Raw genomic sequence first — 22,560 nt, 5'->3', positions numbered from 1 at the left:
CACGCGCAGATCCCAGCCGGGACGGGCTGCGCAGAGGTACCCGCCAGGGGGACCCCTGTTCTTGATCCTGCCACAAGGGACCGACGCTCCCGGCCCGTCGTGCTCGCCCTGTGGACAACTGCCGGCGAGGTGACGCGATGAACAGGTCGGTCCGGATCCGGCCCCGCGCCACCCTCGCCCTGGCCGTGGCGGCGGCGATCAGCGTGGTCGCCTTCGGCTGGCCGTTGCTGGTCTCCGCGGACGCCGGCATCGCGCAGGGCGCGACCGCGCCGTGGACGTTCGCTCTGCTCCTGCCGCTCGTGCTCGCCGTCGTGCTGGCCGAGATCAGCGAAGGCGGGCTGGACGCCAAAGCCGTGGCGATGCTGGGCGTGCTGTCGGCGTTGGGCGCGGCGATCCGCCCCCTCGGCGCGGGCACGGCGGGGATCGAGACGGTGTTCTTCCTGCTCGTCCTCGGCGGCCGGGTGTTCGGGCCCGGGTTCGGGTTCGTGCTCGGCAACACCATGCTGTTCGCGTCCGCCCTGCTCACGGGCGGTGTCGGGCCGTGGTTGCCGTACCAGATGCTCGGCGCGGCCTGGGTGGCGTTGGGCGCGGGTCTGCTGCCGTCGGCGCGCGGCAAGGTCGAACTGGTGCTGCTCGCCGCGTACAGCGCCCTCGCGTCCCTGGTCTACGGGCTGCTGCTGAACCTGTCGTTCTGGCCCTTCGCGCTGAGCGCGGGCAGCACCTCGCTGTCCTTCCAGCCGGGCGCGCCGATCCTCGACAACCTGGTGCGCGTGGTGGCGTTCAGCCTGGCCACGTCCTTCGGCTGGGACGTCGGCCGCGCGGTCACCACCACGATCCTGGTCCTCGTGACCGGCCCGGTGCTGCTGCGCACGTTGCGCCGGGCCGCCCGCCGGGCGTCGTTCGGCGATCCGGTGTTCACCGGGGCAGCTGCGCCGCCACCTCCGCCAACGCGTCCAGCACCTCCGGCGTGACGTAGCCGGTCGCGATCTCGGCCTCGGCGACGGTGACCGTGGACCGGTCCCGGTCCGAGCCGTAGTTGGCGCCGGTGAACGCCACGTCCACGAGACCGACCTGGGCGGTACCCAGCGCCTTCACGTCACCGGTCCCGGGCGCGTCCATGATCTCTTGGAACTCCCGCGCGTCGCCGCGCGAGTCGAACACGACCCAGGCCACCGCGATCACCGCCGAGTTGCCCGCGTCGTCCCCCACGGTGAACAGCACCCGGTCCATCGACGTGCACCCGGTCTCGCGGAGGAACTCCCGCACCGCGCCGAACGCCGCGTCCACGCACGCGGCCTGCTGCTTCTCCGTCCGCTTGAGCCCGTGCAGCCCCATCCGGCGCCACGCGCCGTCGGCGTCACCCCGCCGCGCGAGGTCGCCGCCCTCGGCCTTGCGCGCCTCCACGCTCAGCCCCGGACCGCCGCCGCCACCGGAGCCGCCCGCGCTGAGGCCGACCGCTCCTCCGTACCCGACCGCGCTGAGCGCGATCAAGCCGGCCAGCAGCACCGACCTGCTCCGCCCGCCCCCGCCGGCGACCGGCCGGACCCGGCCGCGGTCGTCGGTGTAGAAACCCTTTGGCACGTGACCTCCTCCCCCTGAGGAAGGTTTAGCAACGCCGAGGGGCACGAGACCCGAATTTCGCGGAGAACCGCTCGAAGAGCGCAAACCAAACGGTCGGTTCACTGACCGTGCGTGACCCGCCACCGGTCGTAGTCCTCGGGTGTCCGCACGCCGTCGTCCAGCACCGACCGGTAGACGTCGAAGCTGCGGTAGTCGGGGCGCGAGTGCTTGATCAGCAGGATCGCCGCCCGGGTCTCCGGCGTGATCCGGTCGGGCAGCGTGCGCACGTGCCCGAGGTCGGGCTGGCGCTCGGGTTCGTCCACGAACCAGATGTCGGCGTTCCACTCGGACCCGGCGCCGTGCCGGTCCTTCCCTGCCCGGTACTTCAGGCCCAGGTACAGCCCGTCCGGGTAGGCGTCCGGCTCGGTGTTCCAGTGGCCGTCGTCCCTGCGGAACTGCACCACGCGCACCCGCTCGTGCCGCGCGAGCCGGGCGGCGACGTCCACGACGGCGTCGCGGTCCAGCGCCGGGCACACCACCGTGATGTCGATGTCGGGCACCACCATCAGGCCCAACGCCGAGCTGCCCGTCCGGACCGGCTCACCCAGCGCCGACAGCAGCACGTGCAGCCCGAGGTCGGCCACCACGGCGTCCGCCTCCGCTTGCAGGTCCTCCTGGCGCCGCAGCAGCTCGTCGATCACGCGGTCAGTATCGCCGACTTGGGACGTGCGGCGAGCAGCAACGCCAACCCCAGCACCGACATCGCCAGCCCCATGCCGTAGGCGGTGCGGTAGCCGAGGTGCTGCGCGAGGCCGAGCAACGGCCCGACGAGCATCGCGCTGGTCTTGTAGGTGTTGGTGAACAGCGTGCTGGCGTACCCGGGCCGGTCGGGCGCGAGGTCCTGGAAGTAGGAGATGCCGAGGCCCATCACCGCCGAGATGACCACGGCGTGCAGCACCTGCGCCGCCATGACCTGCCAGGTCGCCTCGGTGAGGAGCATGATCGTGTAGTAGACCAGCGCGACCGCGCCGCCCGCCAGCACGAGAACCCGGAGGTTGTGCCGCACCGCCAACGCGCCGAAGCCGAGCATCAGCGGGATCTCCAGGGCCGCGCACAGCCCGAGAACCAGGCCCGCGTCACGGGTCGTCCCGCCCAAACTCTCGGTCACGAACAGCGGCATCGCCGTCACCCCGAGCGATGTCGCGCACTGCAGCAGCACGAACGCCGCCGCCGCGAGCACCACCTCCCGCCGCAGCCCGGACTGCTGTGCCACCTCGTGCGACGGCGGCGCGGACGGCCCCAGCTCCGGCAGCCACACCAGGATCACGACGACGGCCACCACGTACACCGCGGCGCTGACCGCGAACAGCCCGGTGAACCCGCCGCCGGCGAGCACCAGCGCGCCCAGCGGCGGACCGCCGACCCACGCGATCGACATGGTCGTGCGCAGGCCGCTCATCACCAACGGCGCCTTCGTCGAGCCGCTGCGTTCGAGCAACTGCCGGGCGTAGGCGTACATCTGCGGAATCTGCGCGGACGCGAGCGCCCACACCGTGACCGCGACGACGAGCAGCAACCAGTACTCCCGCAGCACGGCGAACAGCACCCACGCCAGCCCGCCCGACACCCCGGCCACCACCAGCAACGTGCGGCGGATCGCCCGCGCGTCGGACAACCGCCCGAGCAGCGTGCTCACCACCATCGACACCAGTGAGGCGACCAGCAGGAACGCCCCGACCGCGACCGGGCCCGCCTGGACCTCCTTGATCAGGAACAGCGACAGGAACGGGCCCGCCAGCGCGTACCCGACACCGGTCAGCAGGCTCACCGACATCAGCGGCACGAAGGGTCGGGACCGGGGTTGGACAGGGGTTTCGCTCAGCGCGGGCACACCGGCGATCCTCGTCGCCGGGGTGGGCGACGAGGAAGCCGATTTCCAGCATGCGGACCGGTGAGAGCGCTCACACGATGGCGCGCGCGACCAGCACGGCCATGTCCAGCGGCAGTTCGCGGATGTCCTCCAACGCGAAGCCGTTGGCCGCCAACAGCCTCCGGTGCTCCTCGGTGGTCCGCTCGCCGCCCTGCACGGTGTTGACCATCATGTGCACGTTGAACGCCAGCGGCAGCAGCGTGCGCGGGTCGTCCTGGATCGGCCGCTCCACCACGGCCAGGGTCGCGCCCTCCGCCATCGCCGCGCGCACGTTGCGCAGGACCGTCGAGCACCGCTCGTCGTCCCAGTCGTGCAGGATCCGGGACAGCAGGTAGAGGTCGCCGCCCGGCGGCACCGGGTCGCGGAAGAAGTCGCCCGCGACGACCGACGCCCGCGCGCCGTGGCCCGCCAGCACGTCGGCCGCGGCGCCGACCACGTGCGGCCGGTCGAACAGCACGCCGCGCAGGCCGGGCGCGGCGGTCAGCACCAGGTCGAGCAGCCTGCCGTCGCCACCCGCCACGTCGACGACCGTGCCGGTGGCGGGCAGGTCCAGCAGGCCGGGCACCAGTTCCAGGAAGCTCGTGCCCGCCGCCATCGCGCCCTCGAACAGCCGCGCGTCCGCCGGGTGGGCCGCGAAGTGCTCGAACAGCTCCGCCCCGTACACGTGGCTGAACCCGCTCTCACCGGTGCGGACGGCGTGCTCCAGCCCGCTGAACGACCGGTAGAACAGGCCGCCGTAGATGCGCGCCAGGTCCCGTTGCGACCCGGGCGCGTCGGCGCGCAGCATCGTGCCGACCTCGGTCAACGACCACTGCTCCCCGTCACGGCGGAACACGCCGAGCGCGGCGAGGAAGGCGAGCACGCGGCGGAGCTTGTCCGCGCGGCAGCCGGTGCGCGCGGCCAGTTCGGCGGTGCCGAGCGGGCCGCCGGCGAGCAGGTCGGCGATCCCGAGCTCGGCGACCGCGGCCACCGCGCGGGTGCGCCACGCGCCGGTCATGAGGTCGAGCATCGACCGCCGCGGCTGGTCGGGCCGCCCGACGTGGCGCTCCAGCAGCGCCGTGCGCCGGCCGGGGACCTTCAGCTCCAGCCGCGCCGAGGTCGGGCCGCGGAAGTACAGCATCGTCGCGTGCTCGTGGTCGTTGTAACCGCCGCCGTCCGCGGTGAGGCCCGCGTCCTGCAACGTCTCGCACACCCCGCGCAGCAGCACGTCGTCGTCGCCGGTCACGCGGAACGCCACGTGCGACTCGGCCTCCCGGTCGGCCTCGGACAGCACCGCTCCGCCGGGCACCACGAACAGCTCCACTTCACGCGTGCTGCCGGCGACGGCGCCGCGCACGATCAGCGGGTCGAACTCCCGTCCCGTCCGGACGCGCAGGCGGTCGCGCACCACCACGCTCGGGCACGGTTCCCGCGCGTCCACGCCGAGTTCGGCCAGCGCCCCGACCACGTCCGCCGGCTCCGCCACGGCGACGAGCACCGCGGCGTGCGCGAACTCCAGGTGGCGCAGGACCGTCGCGGGCGGCTCACCGCCCAGCACGGCGGCCAACGCGTCCCCGGTGCTCCGGTCCCGCGCGAAGGCCACGGTTTCCGCCAACCGGCGGAGGTCTCTGTCCCCCAGCGCGCCGGGCGCGCCGCTGACCGTCACGGACATTGCCGATCCTCCAAGAGGGTGGCCGTGACCCACCCGCGGGCGGGTCACGGCGGATTCGTCACCCCAGGTGGGGTTGAGGTCTCTCGAGCTCCGGGTGGAGCTCGACGTCGCACCAGCGCACGAGGCCGGCGATGCGTGGCTGCCCGTCGTGCCGCCACACCATGGACGGCTTGGTCATCTCGCCGGGCGCGGACACCCGGCTCGCGCCGAGCACGGCGAGTTCGCGCGCGGTCCGCCGGAACTCGTCGCCGAACGCGCCGAGGCCGACGTTCTGCAGGTGCTCGGCGAACGGCCGCATCGCGTCGACCGCCGCGGCCACGTCCGGCACGGACACGATCCGCGCGACCCGGTTGCCCGCGCCGCTGAGCGGCATCAGCACGTCGTCCAGCACGACCGTCCACTCCAGACCGTCGGGCGACCACACCTCGCTGTCGTCCGAAGTGGCCGCACGCCACTCGGCGACGAGCCTGCGGTGTTGCAGCACGGTGGCGTCCTGCGCGTCGATCGTCCCGGGTGGGCGGTCGCGCGCCTCCCGCCGCATCGCGGCGGCCAGGTGCTCGGCGATCTCGCGGGCGTGCTCCCGCTGCACCAGGTAGACCTGCGGGGAGAGGCACGCGTGCTGGTCGAAGTCGCTGCAGTCGGCGGCGATCCGGCGCGCCACCTCGGCGGCGCCGAGCCGGGCCGCGTACTCGGCGCTCACGATGCCGAACGACAGCTTGTGCCCGTGCTCCTCGTAGAGCTGGTGGGGCCCGACCTTGGCCCGGATCGCCGCGCACGCCTGGTCGCCGCCGTAGGCGATCACGGCGTCGGCCTGGCCGAGCGCCGCCTCCAGCGCGGCCTCGTCGTCGCGGTCCCAGTAGGTGGCCACGACCGCGTCGGCCAGCACCGGCTCCACGTCGTGCAGCGTGCGCAGGAACGCGGCGGTGAAGTGCGGCTCCTTGGCCGGGATCTTCGCGATCACCGACGCCTTCACCAGCAGGGCGCGCACCAGCGACCGCGCGGGCAGGCCCGGCACGTTGCCGGAGAACACCGCCAGCACGGTGCGCGGCCCGATCGCCGTGGTGCCGCCCCGGAAGCCGTCGAGCACCTCCGGGTCGCCGAGCTCCCGGGTGAGCGCGGCCAGCAGCGACTCGGCGCGCAAGGTGCTCAGCTCGGCGTCCAGCGCGCGGTCGATCGTCTCCTCCGACATGCCGGTGACCAGCGCGGCGTCGCGGACGGCGGCGCGGCGGGCAGTGAAGTCGCGCTTCGCCCACAGGTCGACGACCGCGTCGACGGCCTCGACGATCCGCCGCACGGGCAGCCGCCGCAGGTCCTCCTGCGCGGTCCGGAGCCCGTCGCCGACCGCGGCCCAGTCGGCGGGTCGCACGCCGCGCCACTCGTGCGGGCCGGACTTGAGGGTGAACGGCACGCCGCCGGGCGTCAGCCACCCGGGCGTCCACGAGACGCTCATGCCGCGCCTCCCGTCATCTCGTCCAGGGTCAGCGAGCACCCGCGGCTGCTGCCCGCGATCCGGCCCGCGATCGCCACGCCCTCCGGCCCCGCGATGCCGAGGTCGCCGGTGAGCAGCACGTGCGGCCGGTCCAGCAGGGACAGGTCGGTGATCTCCAGCAGGCCGCGGCCCTCCGCGAGGTGCTCGCGCGTGCGGGGGTCGCGGACCTTCGGACCGCCCGCCGGGTGGTTGCCCTTGGGGCGTTCGCCGAGCGGGCCGACCGGGGTGTCGGAGGCGTCGTAGAGCATGTTGGCCAGCTCGGTCATGCCGAAGATGTTGCCGTGGCGCTCGATGCCGAAGACCCGGCGCACGGCGGCGCGCAGGTCGTCCACGCGCATGACCCGTGAGCGGCCCTTGAACCCGCCGCCGTCGTACATCCGGGAGCCGGGCGGCAGTTCCCAGCTCTGGCCCCGTTCCTCCAGCGCGTCGCAGATGTTGACGAACGCGAAGGTGGCGCCGACGAGCACGACCGGCAGCCCTTCGGCCACGGCCGCGTCCAGTCGCCGTGCCAGCAGGTCGAAGTCCACCCCGTCGGCACCGACGACGGCGGTGCTGAGCGCGGGGTCGCCGCACGACTTGGCGATGCGGGCCATGTCGAACGCGATTGCCATCTCCGGCGCGGCTTGCTCCGACGGCGCGAACGCGAGGACCACGGGCCGCACGCCGCCGTCCGGCCGCAGGTGCCGCCGGGCGTTGGCCTCGACGGCGAGCCCCTTCAGCTCCAGCCCGAGCCGGGAGTAGCGGACGGTGCCGCGGGTGCTCCCGGTCGTTCCGCTGGTGCGGAACACCCTGACCGCGGGCGCGTCCGGGAACAGGTGCGGACCTCCGTCCTTGTAGGCGGTGTCCGGAACGCCGACGCCCTCGCCGACCTGCTTCCAGTACCGGGCGACGTCCGGTGAGTTCGCCATGGCCAGCTCGACGAGCTGCTCGTGGAGGTCGAGCGGGTCGCCGACGCCGTCGCCGACGAGCCGTGCCATGTGTTCGAAGAGCCGCGCGACGTGGGGATCGTCGTGGGCAACGGTCATCGAGAAATCCTCCTGCGGTGGAGATCGGGCTCGGGACAGGTCAGCAGCGGCGGACGCGTCGGACAAGGTCCGTCCCCGGAACGGGGCACCGCTGACCGGGGGTTTTCGAGGGGCACAGGATGACTCAGCGACGGCGTGCGCAGAACCGAACGAGCGCGTTCCGCTTCGGGAAACGGAACGCTGACCGGTCCTGTCGGTGCTGGTGGACGGAGGCGGAACGCCTCGGAACGCCTGCGAACGTCTGTGAACGGTCCTGCGATGTCACCGGGAGGGGCTTGACACGGCGGTCGACACGGGTTCGACACGGGTCGTGACACGCGTCTGCACGCCCGATGACATGTCCATCCCGGACTGTCGTCCCCGGACAACGGGGAAGGGAACGGACATGGAGTACGCATTCGAGGCGGAAGGCCTGGTCAAGCGGTACGGCAAGACGACCGCGCTGGCCGGCGTCGACCTCGCCGCGCGTCCGGGGACCGTGCTGGGGGTGCTCGGGCCGAACGGCGCGGGCAAGACGACCGCCGTGCGGATCCTGGCCACGCTGCTGCGGCCGGACGGCGGACGTGCCGCCGTGGGCGGGCTGGACGTGGTGTCGGACGCGGCGCGGGTGCGTCGGCTGATCGGGTTGACCGGGCAGTACGCCTCGGTGGACGAAGACCTGACCGGCGTGCAGAACCTCGTGCTGATCGGGCAGCTGCTCAACCTGCGCACCTCGCAGGCCAAGGCGCGGGCCGCCGAGCTGCTGCGCGACTTCGAGCTCGTCGAGGCGGGCGGGCGGCAGGTCAAGACCTACTCGGGCGGCATGCGGCGGCGGCTGGACCTGGCCGCGAGCCTGGTCGGCCGACCCGACGTGATCTACCTGGACGAGCCGACCACGGGGCTCGACCCGGCCAAGCGGGACGACATCTGGAACGTGGTGCGCACGCTCGTGGCCGATGGCGCGACCGTGCTGCTGACCACCCAGTACCTGGAGGAGGCGGACGCGTTGGCCGACGAGATCTCGGTCATCGACCACGGACGGGTGATCGCGCACGGCACGCCCGCGTCGCTCAAGCGGGTCGTCGGCGGGCAGACCGTGCTGGTGCGGCCCGCGGACCCGGCCCGGCTGGCGGACGCCGCCGCGGTGCTCGCCGAGGTGTCCGGGCACCAGCCGGAGTCGACCGCGCGGGGTGTGGTGACCGTGCCGGTGGACGGTGACGCGGCGTTCACGGAGGTCGTGCGGCGGCTGGACCAGCGGCGGATCTCGGTGACGGAGCTGTCGTTGCGGCTGCCGAGCCTGGACGAGGTGTTCTTCACATTGACCGGCAAGCACACGGAGGTGGCGGCATGACGACGGTGACGACTTCACCGGTGGTGGCTCGTCGGGCGGAGGCGCGGCGGCCGTTCGCCCTCGTGCGGCACAGCGCGGCGTTGGCGCGGCGCAGTCTGATCAAGACGATGCGGTCGCCGGAGCAGCTGCTGGACGTGACGTTGCAGCCGGTGATCTTCGTGGTGCTCTTCGTGTACCTGCTGGGCGGCGCGGTGTCCGGGTCGACGCACGAGTACCTGCAGCTGCTGCTGCCCGCGATCATGGTGCAGACGACCATGTTCGGTGGGATGGCGACCGGGGTGAACCTGAACACCGACATCGGCAAGGGGGTGTTCGACCGGTTCCGTAGCCTGCCGATCGGCCGGTCCGCGCCGTTGATCGGATCGGTGCTCGGCGACCTGATCCGGTACGTGGTGGCGGTGGTGTCGCTGCTGGCGTTCGGCACGCTGATGGGGTTCCGGGTGGAGACCGGGGTGCTGCCCGCGGTGGCGGCGTGCCTGCTGGCGATCCTGTTCGCGTTCTCGGTGAGCTGGGCGTTCGTGCTGGTGGGGATGCTGGTGCGGACATCGGGTTCGGTGCAGGGCATCGGGTTCCTGGTGATGTTCCCGCTGACGTTCGGCACGAGCATGATCGCGCCGGCCGAGACGTTGCCGGGGTGGTTGCGGTCGTGGGTCGGGATCAACCCGGTGACGCACGTGATGGACGCGGCCCGCGGGCTGATGGTGGGTGGCCCGGTGGCCGGTCCGGTGGCGTGGACGGTGGGCTGGTCGGCGCTGTTCGTCGCCGTGTTCGCGCCGCTGGCCGTGCAGGCTTACCGGCGTCGCGCCTGACCTGCGGTTCCCGTGCGGAGTGGTGGGCTCGGGCCGCCCGGTGACCCGCGCCCGGCGCGACAGGGCGTCCGGCAAGGGCGAGGCCGCCGCGAGGCTGCCACCAGCCGGGGCTCGGGCGACGGCTCGGCGAGCTGTCCGAGCAGGGCGGCCGGTTCCTGGTTCTCCGGCCGACCGCCGTGGCCCGAGGACCGGCCCAAACGGTGTTCGGGCCGGTCCTCGGCCGCGTCGGTTGCCGGGGTTTCGAACCCTGGGCCTGCGGATCGTGGAACGTCATGGAGCTCGGCCGGCCGGTGTCAGGAGATCGAGAAGACCGACGCCCACTTCTGGCTGGTCGAGGTGGCGGATGCGGTGTTGGCGGTGACCGCCTGGCCCGCGACCGCGTTGCCGTCCAGGGCGTAGCCGGTGGCCGGGTTGATCAGGGTGTACGTGCCGACGCTGTTCTGCGTGACCTGCCAGCGCTGGTTGGGGGCGCCGAGGTTGACGGCCTGCAGGGACACCTGGCCGCCGGCAGTGGTCGGTGCGGTCAGGTAGAGCGGGACCAGGCAGCTGTCGTAGACGCGCACGGTGCCGTCGCCGTTGGAGGTGAACTTCCAGCGCTGCGACGCCCGGGAGGTGTCCAGCGCGGCGAACTCGGCCACCGTCTGGATGGTGACGCTGCACGTCCCGCCGCGCTGCAGCGCGACGCCACCGCCGTTGCTGAGCGCGTGGTAGGCGTTGTCACCGACCACCGTGGGGCCATAGTTGACGGCGTAGGACTCCAGTGCGGTCAGCGCGGCGCCGGTTGTGGACAGCGGCGGCACGGCCGTCGGGCGGACGTTCTTGAACCAGTCGGCGAAGGTCGCGGGCGTGTTCGAGGCCAGGGTCTTGATGGTGCGGTCCCAGCTGCCGTCCACCTGGTTCCACAGTCCGAGCAGCGAGCCGGCCACGTTGCCCTGCACGTGGTCGCCGGTCTCCCAGCCCGCGGCGTGGATGAACGGGTAGGAAGTACCGCTCGGGAACACGTAGCGCTTGTCGCCCAGCAGGTAGGCCGCCACCGCGTCCGCGAAGCCCTCGGTCCAGGCGCAGGTGGCGGACGACGCCTTCTCGATGAAGTGCGGGTTGCAGTTGGTGACGTTCGGGAACGTGCTGTTGTACAGCCGGTGCTGGAAGAAGTGACCGGCCTCGTGCAGCACGGTGTGCTCGGAGTCCGGGTCGGCGTCAGCCAGGTGGATCGTGTTCGCCAGGTCGTAGTACGTGCCGTCGACGGACCCGGAGTGCCAGCGCAGCGTCAGCGTGGTGCAGGTCGCGGCGTTCGCCTCGGCGGTCGTCCAGCACGGGGTGGTCGAGTTGGCCCGGCGCGACCAGAGCAGGTTGACGGTGTCGAAGGCGTGCCAGGCGCGGGCCGCGGCGGCCGGTTTGACCACGCCGAGGGCGATGCTCGCCGACACGTTCGACTGCACCGGCGTGTCGTAGGTGTAGACCGTGCCGGCGGCGTTGGCGACCCGCCACACCTGGTTGTTGCGGGTGGCGAAGCGCACGAACAGGCGGTCCATCGCGGTGGTGGTGACCGGGGTGTGGCAGAGGTTGAACGAGCCGTCGGCCGCACCGGTCAGCCGGGTGTCGGTGTTCAGCTTCTGGTCGGTGTCGGTCGACTTCTCCCGGCCCCAGAGCTCGACCGAGACGTTGCGCGCGGCCCTGGTCCGGATCGGCTTGGCGGTGCCCTCCTCGGCGGACTGGTAGTCGAAGTTGAGGTTGCCGCTCAGGCAGATCGGCTCCGCGGCGGAGGCGACACCCCCGGAGAGCGGCACCATGACGCCTGCGGCGAGCACCGCCGGCACCACCAGGCGGAACAGGGCGGTGGATCTTCGTGACATGATCGTCCTTCCGGGAAGTGTCCGATCCGCCGAATGGCAGACCTGGCGCAGGAAGAGGAAAGGCCGAGCGTTCCGGCTCGACCTGTTGCGCACCGTCGAATAGCGGTCCGGCCGAACCGTGATTGATTGTTGGTTCGGCGCCGCACCTCCCACAAGGGCCGAATGAGTCACAGCTCCGGGGCAGGTTCAGCCGGTCGTCGCACGTGATCCCGGCGTTCGGCGGGAAATGAATTACCCGCCGTGCGTCGGATGTCGGCAACGGCCGCTCGGGAGGTGGCCGACCCTCCGGGCGCATCGGGGCGGAGCCGACCATCGAGCAGCAGACCTGCGTCGCGGTGCTGGTCGGTGACGTCTCGGTGATCGTCTGTGCCCGTGTGCCGGACCTGTCCGACCCGCCGGACGGGAACGGCGCTGTGCTGTACCTCAAGGCGGTGTGCTCTACCTCACCGAGGACGAGTTGGACTTGCTTCGGCCACCCGCACCCGCCCCGCGCGGCGCGTTCTGCATCCGGACCACATGACCTCGGCGGACACGCCGCATATGGCGGAGCACCGGCCCTATATGGGTGGTCCGCTGCTTCTCCTTCCGCTTATCTGCGGCTATTCGCACCGACCTGATATTCAGCCTTGCTCCGCTTGGTGGGAGCATTCATTCAGCTACCTCACCGCTTCCTCGTCGTGACCCCGACGCGGTCATGGACGTGTACGACGACCCCACTCCGGATGGCGCTCCAGGACTCTCGCGCGCGGTGGTGGTCGTGAGGTGGTTCAGGTGTCGGGGTGGATCAGGGCGATGGCGTCGGCGCGGTCGAGGGCCACGCCGGTGGCGTGGGCGAGGTCGTAGGCGGCGTCGCCGATGTCGGCGCGCAGGCGGGCGGCGAGGCGGGCCACCTCGGGGTTGCGGGCGTCGGGCGCGCCGCGCAGGTGCTCGGCCGCGCCCAGCGCCTTGGCCGCGTCGGTCGGGTTGCCGAAGTAGGCGTGCACGGCCGCCTCGGCGACCGCGACCCTGGCCAGGACCGGCATGTCCTTGGCGGACATCGCCTTCTCGAAGGCCGCGCGGACCGCCTCCGCGGCCGCCTCGCGGTCACCACGCTCCACGGCGAGGTGCGCGCGGGATGTCAGGATCCGCGCGTGGAACTGCGGGATCACCAACGGCTCGCCCCTGAGCGACTCCCGGGCCGCCTCGTACTGCCGTTCCGCGTCCGCCAGGTCGCCCTCGTACCGGGCCAGGTCGCCGAGCACGAGCCAGGCGAACGCGACACCGCGCGCCGACCACGGCTGCGACGTCGGCTTGGTCAACGCCAGGCAGTCCGCACGGGCCCGCGCCACGTCGCCCAGCTGCACGTGCGCGGTGGCCAGCAGGATCCGTTCGTGCGCCGCGTCGTCGTCGGCGTCCAGTTCGGCGAGCAGGCGGATCGACTCCTCCAGTGCCGCGATCGCCTCCTCGGGTTCGCCGAAGCCCAGGTGCGCCTCGGCCGCGCCGGTCAACGCCTGCGCCAGCGCGAACCGGTCGCCCACCTCGCGCAGCCCGGTGATCGCGGTGGTGACGTCCTCCCGCGCGCCGCGCAGGTCGCCCTCGTTCTCCCGCACCGCGCTGCGCACCATCCACAGCACGGCCCGCGCCCACGGGTCCGGCACGTCCAGCCGCCGGTCGACCGCCGCCAACGCCCGTTCCGCGTCGTCGAGGAACAGCCCCAGCATCGGCTCCAGCAGCACGAGCACCGGGTGGTCGTCGCCGGTGGACTCGGCGACCAGCTCGGCGAGCCGGGCGATGTGGTGGTCGAGGTCCGTGAAGCCGCCCGTGACCGCGTTGTTGACCAGCAGGAACGCGGAGGCGACCTGCCGTGCCGTGGCGGGCGCGTCCCCCGGCACGGACAGCGCGAGGCGCAGCCACGGCACCGACTCGGCCCGGTTGCCGCGCATGGTCCACAACATGCCCATCGCGGCGGCCAGCCGCACGGCGGTGTCCGCGTCACCGTTGTCGGCGGCGAAGTGCAGCGCGGCGATCAGGTTGTCCCGCTCGGCTTCCAGCCGGGCGATCCAGGTCAGCTGCTCCTTGCCGCGCAGGTGCGGTTCGGCGGTCTCGGCCAGGTCGCGGAAGTACTCGGCGTGCTCGGCCCGCGCCGCGGCGACCCGGCCGCCCTCGGCCAGCCGTTCCAGGCAGTACTCGCGGATCGTCTCCAGCATCCGGTAGCGGGCGCCGTCGACGACCTGCACCAGCGACTTGTCGACCAGGGCGGCGAGCAGGTCGAACGCGTCGGCGCCGGCGAGCCGTTCGGCGGCCTCCAGGTCGAGGCCGGCCGGGAACACGGCCAGCCGCTCGGCGAAGTCCCGTTCCGGCTCCGACAGCAGGTCCCAGCTCCACGCCACCACCGCGCGCAGCGTCTGGTGGCGGGGCATGGCGGTGCGGCTGCCGCCCGTGAGCAGGCGGAACCGGTCGTCGAGGCGGGCGGCGAGCTGCTCGATCGACAACGACCGCAGCCGGGCGGCGGCCAGTTCGATCGCCAGCGGGAGGCCGTCCAGCCGCCGGCACACCTCCGCGACGGTCTCGGCGTTGTCCGGCGTCACGGCGAAGCCGGGCCGCACCGCCGCCGCGCGTTCGGCGAGCAGCCGCACGGCCGCGTCGCCGTCCAGCGGCGGCACCGGGCTGACCACCTCCCCGTACACGCCGAGCGGTTCACGGCTGGTGGCCAGCACGCGCAGCCGCGGGCAGCGGCCGAGCAGCTCGTCGGTGAACCGGGCCGCCGCGTCGACCAGGTGCTCGCAGTTGTCCAGCACGATCACGGCCTCGGTGCGCGAGAGCACGTCCACCAGGCGGGTCATCGTGTCGACCGGCGCCACGGGGCGGTCGACGGCGCGCTGGTCGCGCAGGCCGAGCGCGCCGAGCACGGCGGGCGCGACGTCGTCCGGGTCGGTCACCGACGCCAGCTCGACCAGCCACGCGCCACCGGGCAGCCGGGCCGCGACCGTGGTGGCGAGGCGGGTCTTGCCCGCGCCGCCCGGTCCGACGAGGGTGACCAGCCGGTGGCCCGCGAGCTGCCCGACGACCCGTTCGACGTCGGCGGACCGGCCGACCAGGCTGGTCAGCGGCAGCCGCAGGTTGCCGGGGCGCGGCTGGTCGGCGGGTTCGGCGCGGAGGATCTCCCGGTGCGTCTCGCGCAGTTCGGGGCCGGGGTCGGTGCCCAGTTCGTCGGCGATCCGGCGGCGGACCTCCTCGTAGGCGACCAGGGCCTCGGCCGGGCGGCCGGTGGCGACGAGGGCGCGCAGCAGCAGGGCTTGCAGCCGTTCGCGCAGCGGGTGACGGGCGGCGAGGTCGGTGAGGTCGGCGACCAGGTGCTCGGCCCGGCCGCACGCCAGGTCGGCCGCGGCGCCGTCCTCCACGACCGCCAGCCGCGTCTCGTCGAGGCCCGCGACGTAGCCGACCGCGAACGGCGCGCCCGCCGCGTCGGCCAACGCCGGTCCGCGCCACAGCGCCGCCGCGTCCGCCGCCAGCCGTCGCGCGGTGGCCGGGTCGCCCGCGGTCAGCGCGGCCCTGGCCTCGCGGGCGAGCCGGTCGAACCGGAGCGCGTCGACCGCGTCGGCGGGCAGGTCGAGCCGGTAGCCGCCGTGCGCGGACCGCAGCACGTCGGCGGGCAGGGCGCGGCGCAGCCGGGACACCAGCGACCGGACCGCGGCCACCTCGTCGGACGGCCGGTCGTCCGGCCACAGCGCGTCGGCCAGTTCCTCGGTGGTGACGACGCGGCCGGCGGCGACCGCCAGCCGGACCAGCAGCGCGCGCACCCTGGCGCCGCCGACCTCGATCGCCGTGCCGTCCACCGTGACCTCCAGCGGCCCCAACACCCCCACCCGCATGCGATCACTGTGCCACGGCGGCCGGTGGACGGCGGCGCGCCCCACCGGCCGTTCCACCGGCGCTGGTCGCGTGTCGGCACGGCCGGAAATCCGAGGAGTGCTCCCGTGCGGAAGGTCGATCTCGCCAAGACCGGTCACAGGGGGTTCACTACGACAAAAAACTTGCACGGTTCTCCGCAATAGTGCGGATAACACTCGGACATCCGACCATTCGTACCGTAACAATGTCAGGGATGCGCTAACGAATGCCCGGAGCAACCGATATCGCCGCTATGGACGAGGATTCCACTCCGGCGGCACGAGTCCCCGCGCCCGAACGCCGGAACACGGCGTCCGAACGCAGGAACCGCGCCGTCGCGGACCGAGCAACCACCTGGGGTGCCGGATGAACAGCCGAATGGTCGAACTCGAAGCAGTACTGGCCCGGTCCGCGCCGGACCGGCAGGCGGCCCGCCGCCTCGCGGTGGACCTCGCGCGGTCGCTGGACGCGCTCAGCGCGCGCCGCGACGTGGACCGCCTGCTGCGCTGCGCCGCCGCGCTGACCCGGATCGGCTCCGCCGACGCCGCGGACGCGTTGTTGATCGCCATGCTGGCGCTGGTCGACCCGACCGGGCCGGAGGCGTCACGGGTGCGCGACCTGCAGGCGTTGGCGTCCGTGGCCAGGGGTCGGCGGGATCCGGGGACGACGGCGCCGCGCCAGGTGCGCCGCAGGCCCCCGACCACGGCGTTCGGCCGCGGCGCGCCGTTGCGCCAGGTGGTCGGCGACTTCCTCGACCCGCTGCCGGTGGCCGACCCGGTCGCGGTCGGGTCGGTGGCGGTGGCCGTGGAAATGGCGAAACCGAGCGAGACGGGCGCGCTGGAGCTGGCGTTACAGCGCAACGCGGCGGTGCTCGGGTCGAACCACCCGCAGACGTGCGTGCTGCGGCTGAACCTGATGTGCGCGCGGTTCCGGATCGCCCGCGACCACGGTGACGCCGAGGAGGTCGCCGAGTCGCTGACGGACCTGCGTGACGCCACCGACCGGGCGCTGAACGCGCTGGGCGCGCACCACCCGCGGGCGTTGGTCGCGCAGGCGAACCTGGCGTCGGCGGAGTTCGAGCTGGCCAGGGTGCGCCGGTCCGCCGAACGGGCCCGGCTCGCCCTGCCCAGCCTGCGTTCGGCCGCGGACCGCACCGCCACCCGGCTCGGCGCCGACCACCCGCACGCGGTGATCGCTACGTCGAACCTGGCGTCGGCCGAGCTGGAGCTCGCCCACCTCGACGGCACCCGCGGCCAGGCGCAACGGCTGCTGGACGTGGTGCGCGACGCGTCGATGCGGGCGGTGTCGGCGCTGGGCGCGGACCACCCGGCCGTGCGGGCGCTGGACGAGCAGCGGCGGGCGTGCGAGGCGTTGCTGTCCGGGGTGGGGCCCGATCCGTCGTTCGAGCGGGGTTACGCGTCGTTCGCGGACGCGGGCCGATCGCTGGCCACGGCGAAGCCGAGCACGCCCGCGGCGCGGCAGCACGTGGCGATGCCGGAGTGGCCGCCGGGCACGTTGCTGGCGCGGCTGCGGGAGAGCAGCCGCCAGGAGCTGATGTCGCTCGGCACCACGGTCCGCTACGCCGCCGACCGGGAGCTCATCGTCCAGGACGCCACCGACACGCACGTGTTCCTGCTGCTCGAAGGCGTGGTGAAGGTGCTGGTCAACGACGCGAGCGGGGACACCGCGGTGCTCACCGTGCGGGTCGCGGGCGACCTGGTGGGCGAGCTGGCCGCACTGGACCACAAGCCGCGGTCGGCGACCGTCGTGACGTGCGGTGACGTGTCGGCGAAGCTGATCACGAGCGCCGAGCTGCACGGGTTCCTGCACCGCCGCAACGACGGGTTCGTCGAGCTGATCGGCGTCATCGACGACCAGCTGCGGTGGGCCAACCGGCGGCGGCGCGACTTCCTGTCGCACACCGCCGCCGAGCGGGTGGCCCGTGTGCTGGCCGAGCTGGTCGGCGCGCACGGCCGCCAGGAGGTCGGCGGGTGGGTGCTCGGCATCCCGTTGACCAAGGTGGAGTTGGCCTCCATCGCCGGGATGAAGCCGCGCACGGCCGAGAAGGCGTTCGCCGACCTGCGCAAGGCCGGTGTGGTGGTCAGCCACCTGCGGCGCGACGTGGTCGTGCCCGATCTGGAGGGGCTGCGGCGATTCGCGCGGTTGTGAGCGGCGCTCAGGCGGTGAACCAGCCGTCGATCAAGGGGTTGCGGAAGGTGCGGGTGGGGTCGAGCTCGTCGCGCAGAGCGGCGAAGCGCGCCCACTCCGGGTAACGCTCGCCGGGGTCGGCCAGCTCGAACAACTTGCCCCAGTGCGGGCGGGGTCGCCACGGGCTCAGCGCCGCCTCGACCTTGCGGAGCACGGCGCGCACGGCCGCGTCGTCCGGGTGCCAGGTGAAGTGGAACGCCACGCTCGGCCGGCCGTGCACCGGGCTGAGCCACTGGGTGTCGGCGGCGATCGTGCGGACCTCGGAGGTCAGCAGCACGGGCGCGATCTCGGCGGACAGGTCGTTGAGCGCCCGCAGCGCGTCGGCCGCGTGCTCGCGGGCCACGAAGTACTCCGACTGCAGCTCGCGGCCGACGCTCGGGGTGAAGTCGGCGCGGAAGTGCGGCAGCCGTTCGTGCCAGGGGCCCGGCACGCCGAGCTGGGTCGTGCAGTGCAGGGCGGGCTGGCCGGGCACCGGGTGCACCGGCGCGGTGGCGGGCGTCGCGCCCGTCCAGGTCAGGTCGTGCCTGGTGTCGGTCGTGCGGTGCTTGGCGAACACGTGGGCCACACCCTGCCAGGTGGTGAAGGCGCTGACGCTGTAGGCGCTGCCGAACACGGCGTCCACGTTCTCGACCAGGGCGTCGAACGGCATGTCCTGGTAGACCCGCTGCTCCACGTCGAAGGTCGGCACGACGTCCAGCTCGACGGCCACCACCACGCCGAGCGAGCCGAACGCCACCACGGCGCCGTCGAAACCGGCGTCTCCCCTGGTCAGGGTGCGGATGGTGCCGTCGGCCGCGACGAGGTCGAGCGAGCGGACCAGGCTCGCGAGCGACGGGATGTCGTTGCCGGAGCCGTGGGTGGCGGTGGCGCACGCGCCGATGATCGTGATGTGCGGCAACGACGGCATGGCGGGCAGCGCGAGGCCGGCGGCGTGCAGCCGTTCGGCGAGCCGCGCCAACCGCGTGCCGGCGGCCACCCGCACCGACGTGGCGCGGACCTCGAACACCTCGGGCATCCGGTCGAGGCTGATCAGCGTGCCGTCGGTGTCGGCGATCGTGCTGAACGAGTGCCCCGCGCCGACCACGCGTGCCGCCCCGGCGGTCCTGACCACGTCCTGGAGTTCCTCGACGGACGTGGGGTGCGCGGTGCGCGCGGCGGAGAAGGTGAAGTTGCCTGCCCAGTTGGTGCTCACCGGGCAGATTCTGCCCCATGGCCGGTGGCGGGCGGCCCACCTGCGGTTTCCTCGACGGCCTGCCGCGCCTCGGGGGTCCACGGCCGTGCCGCCGGCCGACGCGTCCGGGAGGACACCGGCCCGTCACCGAGATTTCACCTCGCTCGAGGCGATCGGCACGCGGACCGGGTGGAACGGATGCCCCGTGCTCGCCGTCCCACGCGGGGAGGTGCCGAGATGCTGCGCTACATGACGGTCGCGGGTGCGTTGTGCGCCGCGTGGGCGCCGTTCCGGTCGGGTGGGGTGCCCCGGCCGGAGGCGGACGTGACGGTGATCGGGTTGGCGGTGGGTGTCGTGCTCGTGGCCGCGCTGGCGGTGGGCGGCGGACGCCCGGCCCGGGTGTTCGCGGCGGTGGCGGGTGTCGGGGTGGCCGGCGTGGTGTGGTGGCTCCTGGTGGCGGACCTGCTGATCGGCTTGACCGGCGACGACTTGCCGGTGCTGGCGGTGGGTTCGCTCGCGGTGGCGGTCGGCGCGGTCGGGTTGGCGGGACGGCGCTCGCAGGCGGTCGGTGGCTCGGTGGAACGACCGGCGGCGGCCGGCTCGGGGAAAGGTCCTGACCCGTCGATCCGGAGTTCGGCGGAACAGCAAGCGCCGGTCGGGGTTGCGGCAGAGGACCCACCTGGGGCGGCGGCCGGAGGCGAGCCCGAACCGCAGGCGCACTCGGCCGGGGGTGCGGAGGCGTCCGGCGATGAGGTGACGCGGCAGGCCCGATCCGGTGGGCAGGCGGTGGTCGGTGGTTCGTCGACGGGTCAGGTGCGGTCCGGTGGGCAGGCGGCCGGTGGTTGGTCGACGAGGCGGGCCCGGTCCGGTGGGTGGCGGGTGCGGCCCGTTGGCGTTCTCGCGGCGGTGTTGGTTGTGGTCGCGGCATTCTTGGCGCCGGCCGGGGCTCAGGCGGTGATCGTCCGGTCCGAGACGCGGGATGCTCGCAACTTCCCGCCGGAGCCTTTGGTGGAGCGGCCCGGTGCGCGGCAGTGGGCTTGGCAGCCGCCCACCGACGTGGTGGAGGTCGTGCCGGTCCTGCACGGGGTCGCCGTGGCCACCCGGGACGGGGCTGTGGTGGCGTTGAACGGGAGCGACGGACGGGTCGACTGGCGGTACGCGCGGCCAGGCGCGCCGGTCGGCTCGCTGGTGGCGTCGATGGACCGGCGGACCGTCGTGGTGTCCTTCCGGTCGGTGCACGACACCAGGGCGCAGTCGGTGGTGGTGCTGGACGCGGACACCGGCACGCCCCGGTTCGAGATGGTGGTCCGGTCCGTGCTCGTGGAGACCGACCAGTTGATGCCCGGCACGCGGATGCTGACGGTGCGCGACCACGAGGTCATCACCGGCTACGACATCGGCGACGGCGGGGCGCGGTGGCACTGGTCGCCGCCCGCCGGTTGCTCGTCGTGGTTCGGTCAGGTGGCCTGGGGCCGCACGACCGTCCTGGTGCCCGTGGAGTGCGCGGACACGTTGGGTGTCACCGCCCTCGACGAGGTGACCGGTCGGGAGCGGTGGCGGCACGAGGTCCGGCGCGGTGAGGCGAACGGCGAGCGGCAGGACGTCCGGCTGCGCGCCACGCCGGACGGTGCCGTCGTCCTCTTCCAGACCTTCGGCGCGGCGGCCACGCCGGACGCGGTGCCGAACGGGCTGCTGGACACCGAGACCGGACGGGTGCTGACCCGGCCGGAAGAACCGTGGACCGTGCGCGCCGACGTCGGCCTCGCACCGTTGGTGGAGCGGGCGGAAGCCGGCCAGGTCACCGGCCTCCTCGCGCTCGACCCGACCACCGGCGCGACCACGCCGCTGTCGATCGAGGCCTGCCCCCGGCGCACGGTCGACCTCACCACGCGCACCACCTACCTGCGCGCGTGCGAGGACAACGGCCGCGAGCTGACCGTGGTGACGCAGCCGCTGGACGGCTCGCCGCCCACGGCCACCCCGGTCCGGCTCGACGGCTCCGGCTCGCGTGGCCGCCGCGACGTCCGGCTCGTCTCCGTGCCCGGCGCGATCGTGGTCACCCGCACGACGTTCGGCGGCACGCCCGCCGCGGTGGTCGGGCTGACGGGCTGATGGCCTGGCGGGCCGGCCACCCTCACGTGAGCCGCGGGCTGATCGCCAGCCGGTCGTAGGCGTTGACCACGGTCACCGCCCACACGACCTGCTGCGTCCGCACCTCCCCCACCGCGTGGATCGCCGCGTCGAGGACGCTGTCCGGCACGCGCCCGTCGTGCACCAGGGTCACCACCCCGGCCAACGCCCCCACAGCCCGTTCCGGCTCCGTGAACGCCGGTCGGTCCGCCAGGAGGAGACGTCACGCGTCTCCCCACCGCCACGGCCGCGTCGCCGTGCAACCGGATGCAGTAGGTGCGCCCGTTGAGCTGCGAGCACCGCAACCGCAGCAGTTCGACGAACCCGACCGGCAGGTCCACGTCGTCCACGGCCCTGGCCAACTCCCCCAACGCCGCGAAACCCGGCCGGCGAACGGATCGAGTCCCACCACCGCCTCTCCAGAGAATCCACCATCCCTACCGCGTGCCAGCCGACCCCAGGCCACGTCAACCCTGAAGGCCCAGCGCGTCGACCCCTGCCGGCCGACACGCTGCCGTTCGACACCCAGTCCTTCGACGGCCAGCCGGGTGACCGTGGCCAGGCAGACCTTCCCCCGTCCGGCCCAGCGGCAGTTCCGGCAGCACCACCACGCGTTCGGGTAGCTTGCGGCGGCTGAGGCCGCGTTCGAGCAGGAACGCGGTCAGCTGCCCGAGCGACGGCGCGGGTCGGCCGGGGCGCGCGGCCACGCACACGCACAGCCGCTCACCCAGGTCGGGGTCCGGCACGGGCACGCACGCCACCTCGGGGTGCCCGTCCAGCGCACGTTCCACCTCGGCCGGACTGATGGTGTACCCGCCGCGGATCATCACCCGCTTCAGCCGGCGCACCACGTGCAGCGTGCCGTCGGCGTCGAAGAAGCCCTCGTCGCCGGTCCGGACCCAACCGCCCGGCAGGCGGTGCCGCCGGTCCAGCTCGGGTGCGTCGACGTAGCACAGCGGCGTCATCGGCCCCAGCGCGCAGATATCGCCGTCCACCACGAGGTGTCCACAGTGGACGCAGCCCCGCCATCCGCCGCAGCATCGTGGGCGCACCGAACACGTGCGTCGGCCGGTGCTCCGCCGCATCAGCAGCACCGTCCCGCCCCACCCGCACAGCGTGATCGCCGCGCCGAACGACCCGAACGCCGACGCCAACGGCACCAGCACCAAGTCGCGCGGCACCGCCGTGGCACCGTGCACCGCCCGCACATGGTTGCCCCGACCACCTCCGAACGCGGTTGTGCGAGTAGGCGACCAGCTTCGGCGCGGACTCCGTGCCCGACGACACCAGGATCTGCGGCGGAGCCTCCGGGTCGATCGCCACCGGCGGACCGCCGTCGGGCAGGTGCACCGCCACACCGCCGACCGCCGCCAGTTCCGCCACCACCCCCTCTCCCGTTCGGCACCTCGACACCGATGATGTCGGACGGGCCATAACCACGGAGTAACCTCGCCTGCCACCTCACCGCCCGGTCCAACCACCCGTAGTCCCACCCAGGACCGGCGCAGCGCGGCGGGCATCAAATCCCGCAACA

The 22,560-nt window shown here is 73.3% G+C and carries 16 protein-coding genes; 5 read left to right on the top strand and 11 right to left on the bottom strand.

Features of this window, described 5'->3' with window-relative positions:
- Window positions 1-137: 137 nt before the first annotated feature.
- Window positions 138-971, top strand: a complete 834-nt coding sequence (locus LNK82_RS19885; protein WP_230568514.1) for an ECF transporter S component — start codon at window positions 138-140, stop codon at window positions 969-971.
- On the opposite strand, the gene LNK82_RS19880 is transcribed toward LNK82_RS19885, so the two are convergent.
- From LNK82_RS19880 to LNK82_RS19855, 6 genes are all read right to left on the bottom strand, one after another.
- Complete coding sequence (locus LNK82_RS19880) at window positions 916-1,581, bottom strand: hypothetical protein (RefSeq protein ID WP_230568513.1); 666 nt, start codon at window positions 1,579-1,581, stop codon at window positions 916-918. The genes LNK82_RS19885 and LNK82_RS19880 overlap by 56 nt on opposite strands.
- Before the next feature lie 98 nt (window positions 1,582-1,679).
- Window positions 1,680-2,261: a hypothetical protein gene (locus tag LNK82_RS19875; protein ID WP_230568512.1), complete on the bottom strand. Its 582-nt coding sequence runs from the start codon at window positions 2,259-2,261 to the stop codon at window positions 1,680-1,682.
- Window positions 2,258-3,394, bottom strand: a complete 1,137-nt coding sequence (locus LNK82_RS19870) for a sugar efflux transporter (RefSeq protein WP_230568511.1) — start codon at window positions 3,392-3,394, stop codon at window positions 2,258-2,260. The genes LNK82_RS19875 and LNK82_RS19870 overlap by 4 nt, the downstream gene beginning before the upstream one ends.
- Window positions 3,395-3,521: 127 nt before the next feature.
- Window positions 3,522-5,141: a methyltransferase gene (locus tag LNK82_RS19865; RefSeq protein ID WP_230568510.1), complete on the bottom strand. Its 1,620-nt coding sequence runs from the start codon at window positions 5,139-5,141 to the stop codon at window positions 3,522-3,524.
- Between the two features lie 58 nt (window positions 5,142-5,199).
- Entirely contained in the window at window positions 5,200-6,591 is a 1,392-nt protein-coding gene (locus tag LNK82_RS19860) for an acyl-CoA reductase (RefSeq protein ID WP_230568509.1), read from the bottom strand.
- A complete protein-coding gene (locus LNK82_RS19855) occupies window positions 6,588-7,655 on the bottom strand; it encodes an acyl-CoA reductase (RefSeq protein ID WP_230568508.1) in 1,068 nt (355 codons plus the stop codon). The genes LNK82_RS19860 and LNK82_RS19855 overlap by 4 nt, the downstream gene beginning before the upstream one ends.
- A gap of 385 nt (window positions 7,656-8,040) precedes the next feature.
- Here LNK82_RS19855 and LNK82_RS19850 point away from each other — a divergent pair, with 385 nt between their 5' ends.
- Complete coding sequence (locus LNK82_RS19850; RefSeq protein ID WP_230568507.1) at window positions 8,041-8,985, top strand: ATP-binding cassette domain-containing protein; 945 nt, start codon at window positions 8,041-8,043, stop codon at window positions 8,983-8,985.
- Window positions 8,982-9,794, top strand: a complete 813-nt coding sequence (locus LNK82_RS19845; RefSeq protein WP_230568506.1) for an ABC transporter permease — start codon at window positions 8,982-8,984, stop codon at window positions 9,792-9,794. The genes LNK82_RS19850 and LNK82_RS19845 overlap by 4 nt, the downstream gene beginning before the upstream one ends.
- Before the next feature lie 293 nt (window positions 9,795-10,087).
- On the opposite strand, the gene LNK82_RS19840 is transcribed toward LNK82_RS19845, so the two are convergent.
- A complete protein-coding gene (locus LNK82_RS19840; RefSeq protein ID WP_230568505.1) occupies window positions 10,088-11,647 on the bottom strand; it encodes an RICIN domain-containing protein in 1,560 nt (519 codons plus the stop codon).
- Window positions 11,648-12,414: 767 nt separating this feature from the next.
- A complete protein-coding gene (locus tag LNK82_RS19835; RefSeq protein ID WP_230568504.1) occupies window positions 12,415-15,498 on the bottom strand; it encodes an ATP-binding protein in 3,084 nt (1,027 codons plus the stop codon).
- Between the two features lie 385 nt (window positions 15,499-15,883).
- On the opposite strand from LNK82_RS19835, the gene LNK82_RS19830 reads away from it, so the two are divergent.
- Window positions 15,884-17,686 carry a Crp/Fnr family transcriptional regulator gene (locus tag LNK82_RS19830; RefSeq protein WP_230568503.1) on the top strand — a complete coding sequence of 601 codons (1,803 nt, stop codon included), beginning with the start codon at window positions 15,884-15,886 and terminating at the stop codon, window positions 17,684-17,686.
- Between the two features lie 7 nt (window positions 17,687-17,693).
- Here LNK82_RS19830 and LNK82_RS47785 read toward each other — a convergent pair whose 3' ends face one another.
- A complete protein-coding gene (locus LNK82_RS47785; protein WP_230568502.1) occupies window positions 17,694-18,917 on the bottom strand; it encodes an FAD-binding protein in 1,224 nt (407 codons plus the stop codon).
- 216 nt (window positions 18,918-19,133) lie between these two features.
- On the opposite strand from LNK82_RS47785, the gene LNK82_RS19820 reads away from it, so the two are divergent.
- Entirely contained in the window at window positions 19,134-21,008 is a 1,875-nt protein-coding gene (locus LNK82_RS19820) for an outer membrane protein assembly factor BamB family protein (protein WP_230568501.1), read from the top strand.
- 22 nt (window positions 21,009-21,030) lie between these two features.
- Here the strand turns inward: LNK82_RS19820 and LNK82_RS19815 are convergent, their stop codons facing one another.
- Together LNK82_RS19815 and LNK82_RS19810 are read right to left on the bottom strand one after the other, a co-directional pair.
- The gene (locus LNK82_RS19815; protein WP_230568500.1) at window positions 21,031-21,201 is read right to left on the bottom strand and encodes a hypothetical protein; all 171 of its coding nucleotides are present in this window, start codon (window positions 21,199-21,201) and stop codon (window positions 21,031-21,033) included.
- Window positions 21,202-21,493: 292 nt separating this feature from the next.
- Window positions 21,494-22,207, bottom strand: coding sequence for an AMP-binding enzyme (locus LNK82_RS19810; protein WP_230568499.1), 714 nt, complete (start codon window positions 22,205-22,207; stop codon window positions 21,494-21,496).
- Between the last annotated feature and the right edge of the window lie 353 nt (window positions 22,208-22,560).

This window comes from Saccharothrix luteola (assembly GCF_020859565.1).
GTDB lineage: Bacteria > Actinomycetota > Actinomycetes > Mycobacteriales > Pseudonocardiaceae > Actinosynnema > Actinosynnema luteola.
Note: the sequence above shows the minus strand (reverse complement) of the source record. Positions and strands in the feature narration are given on the sequence as shown.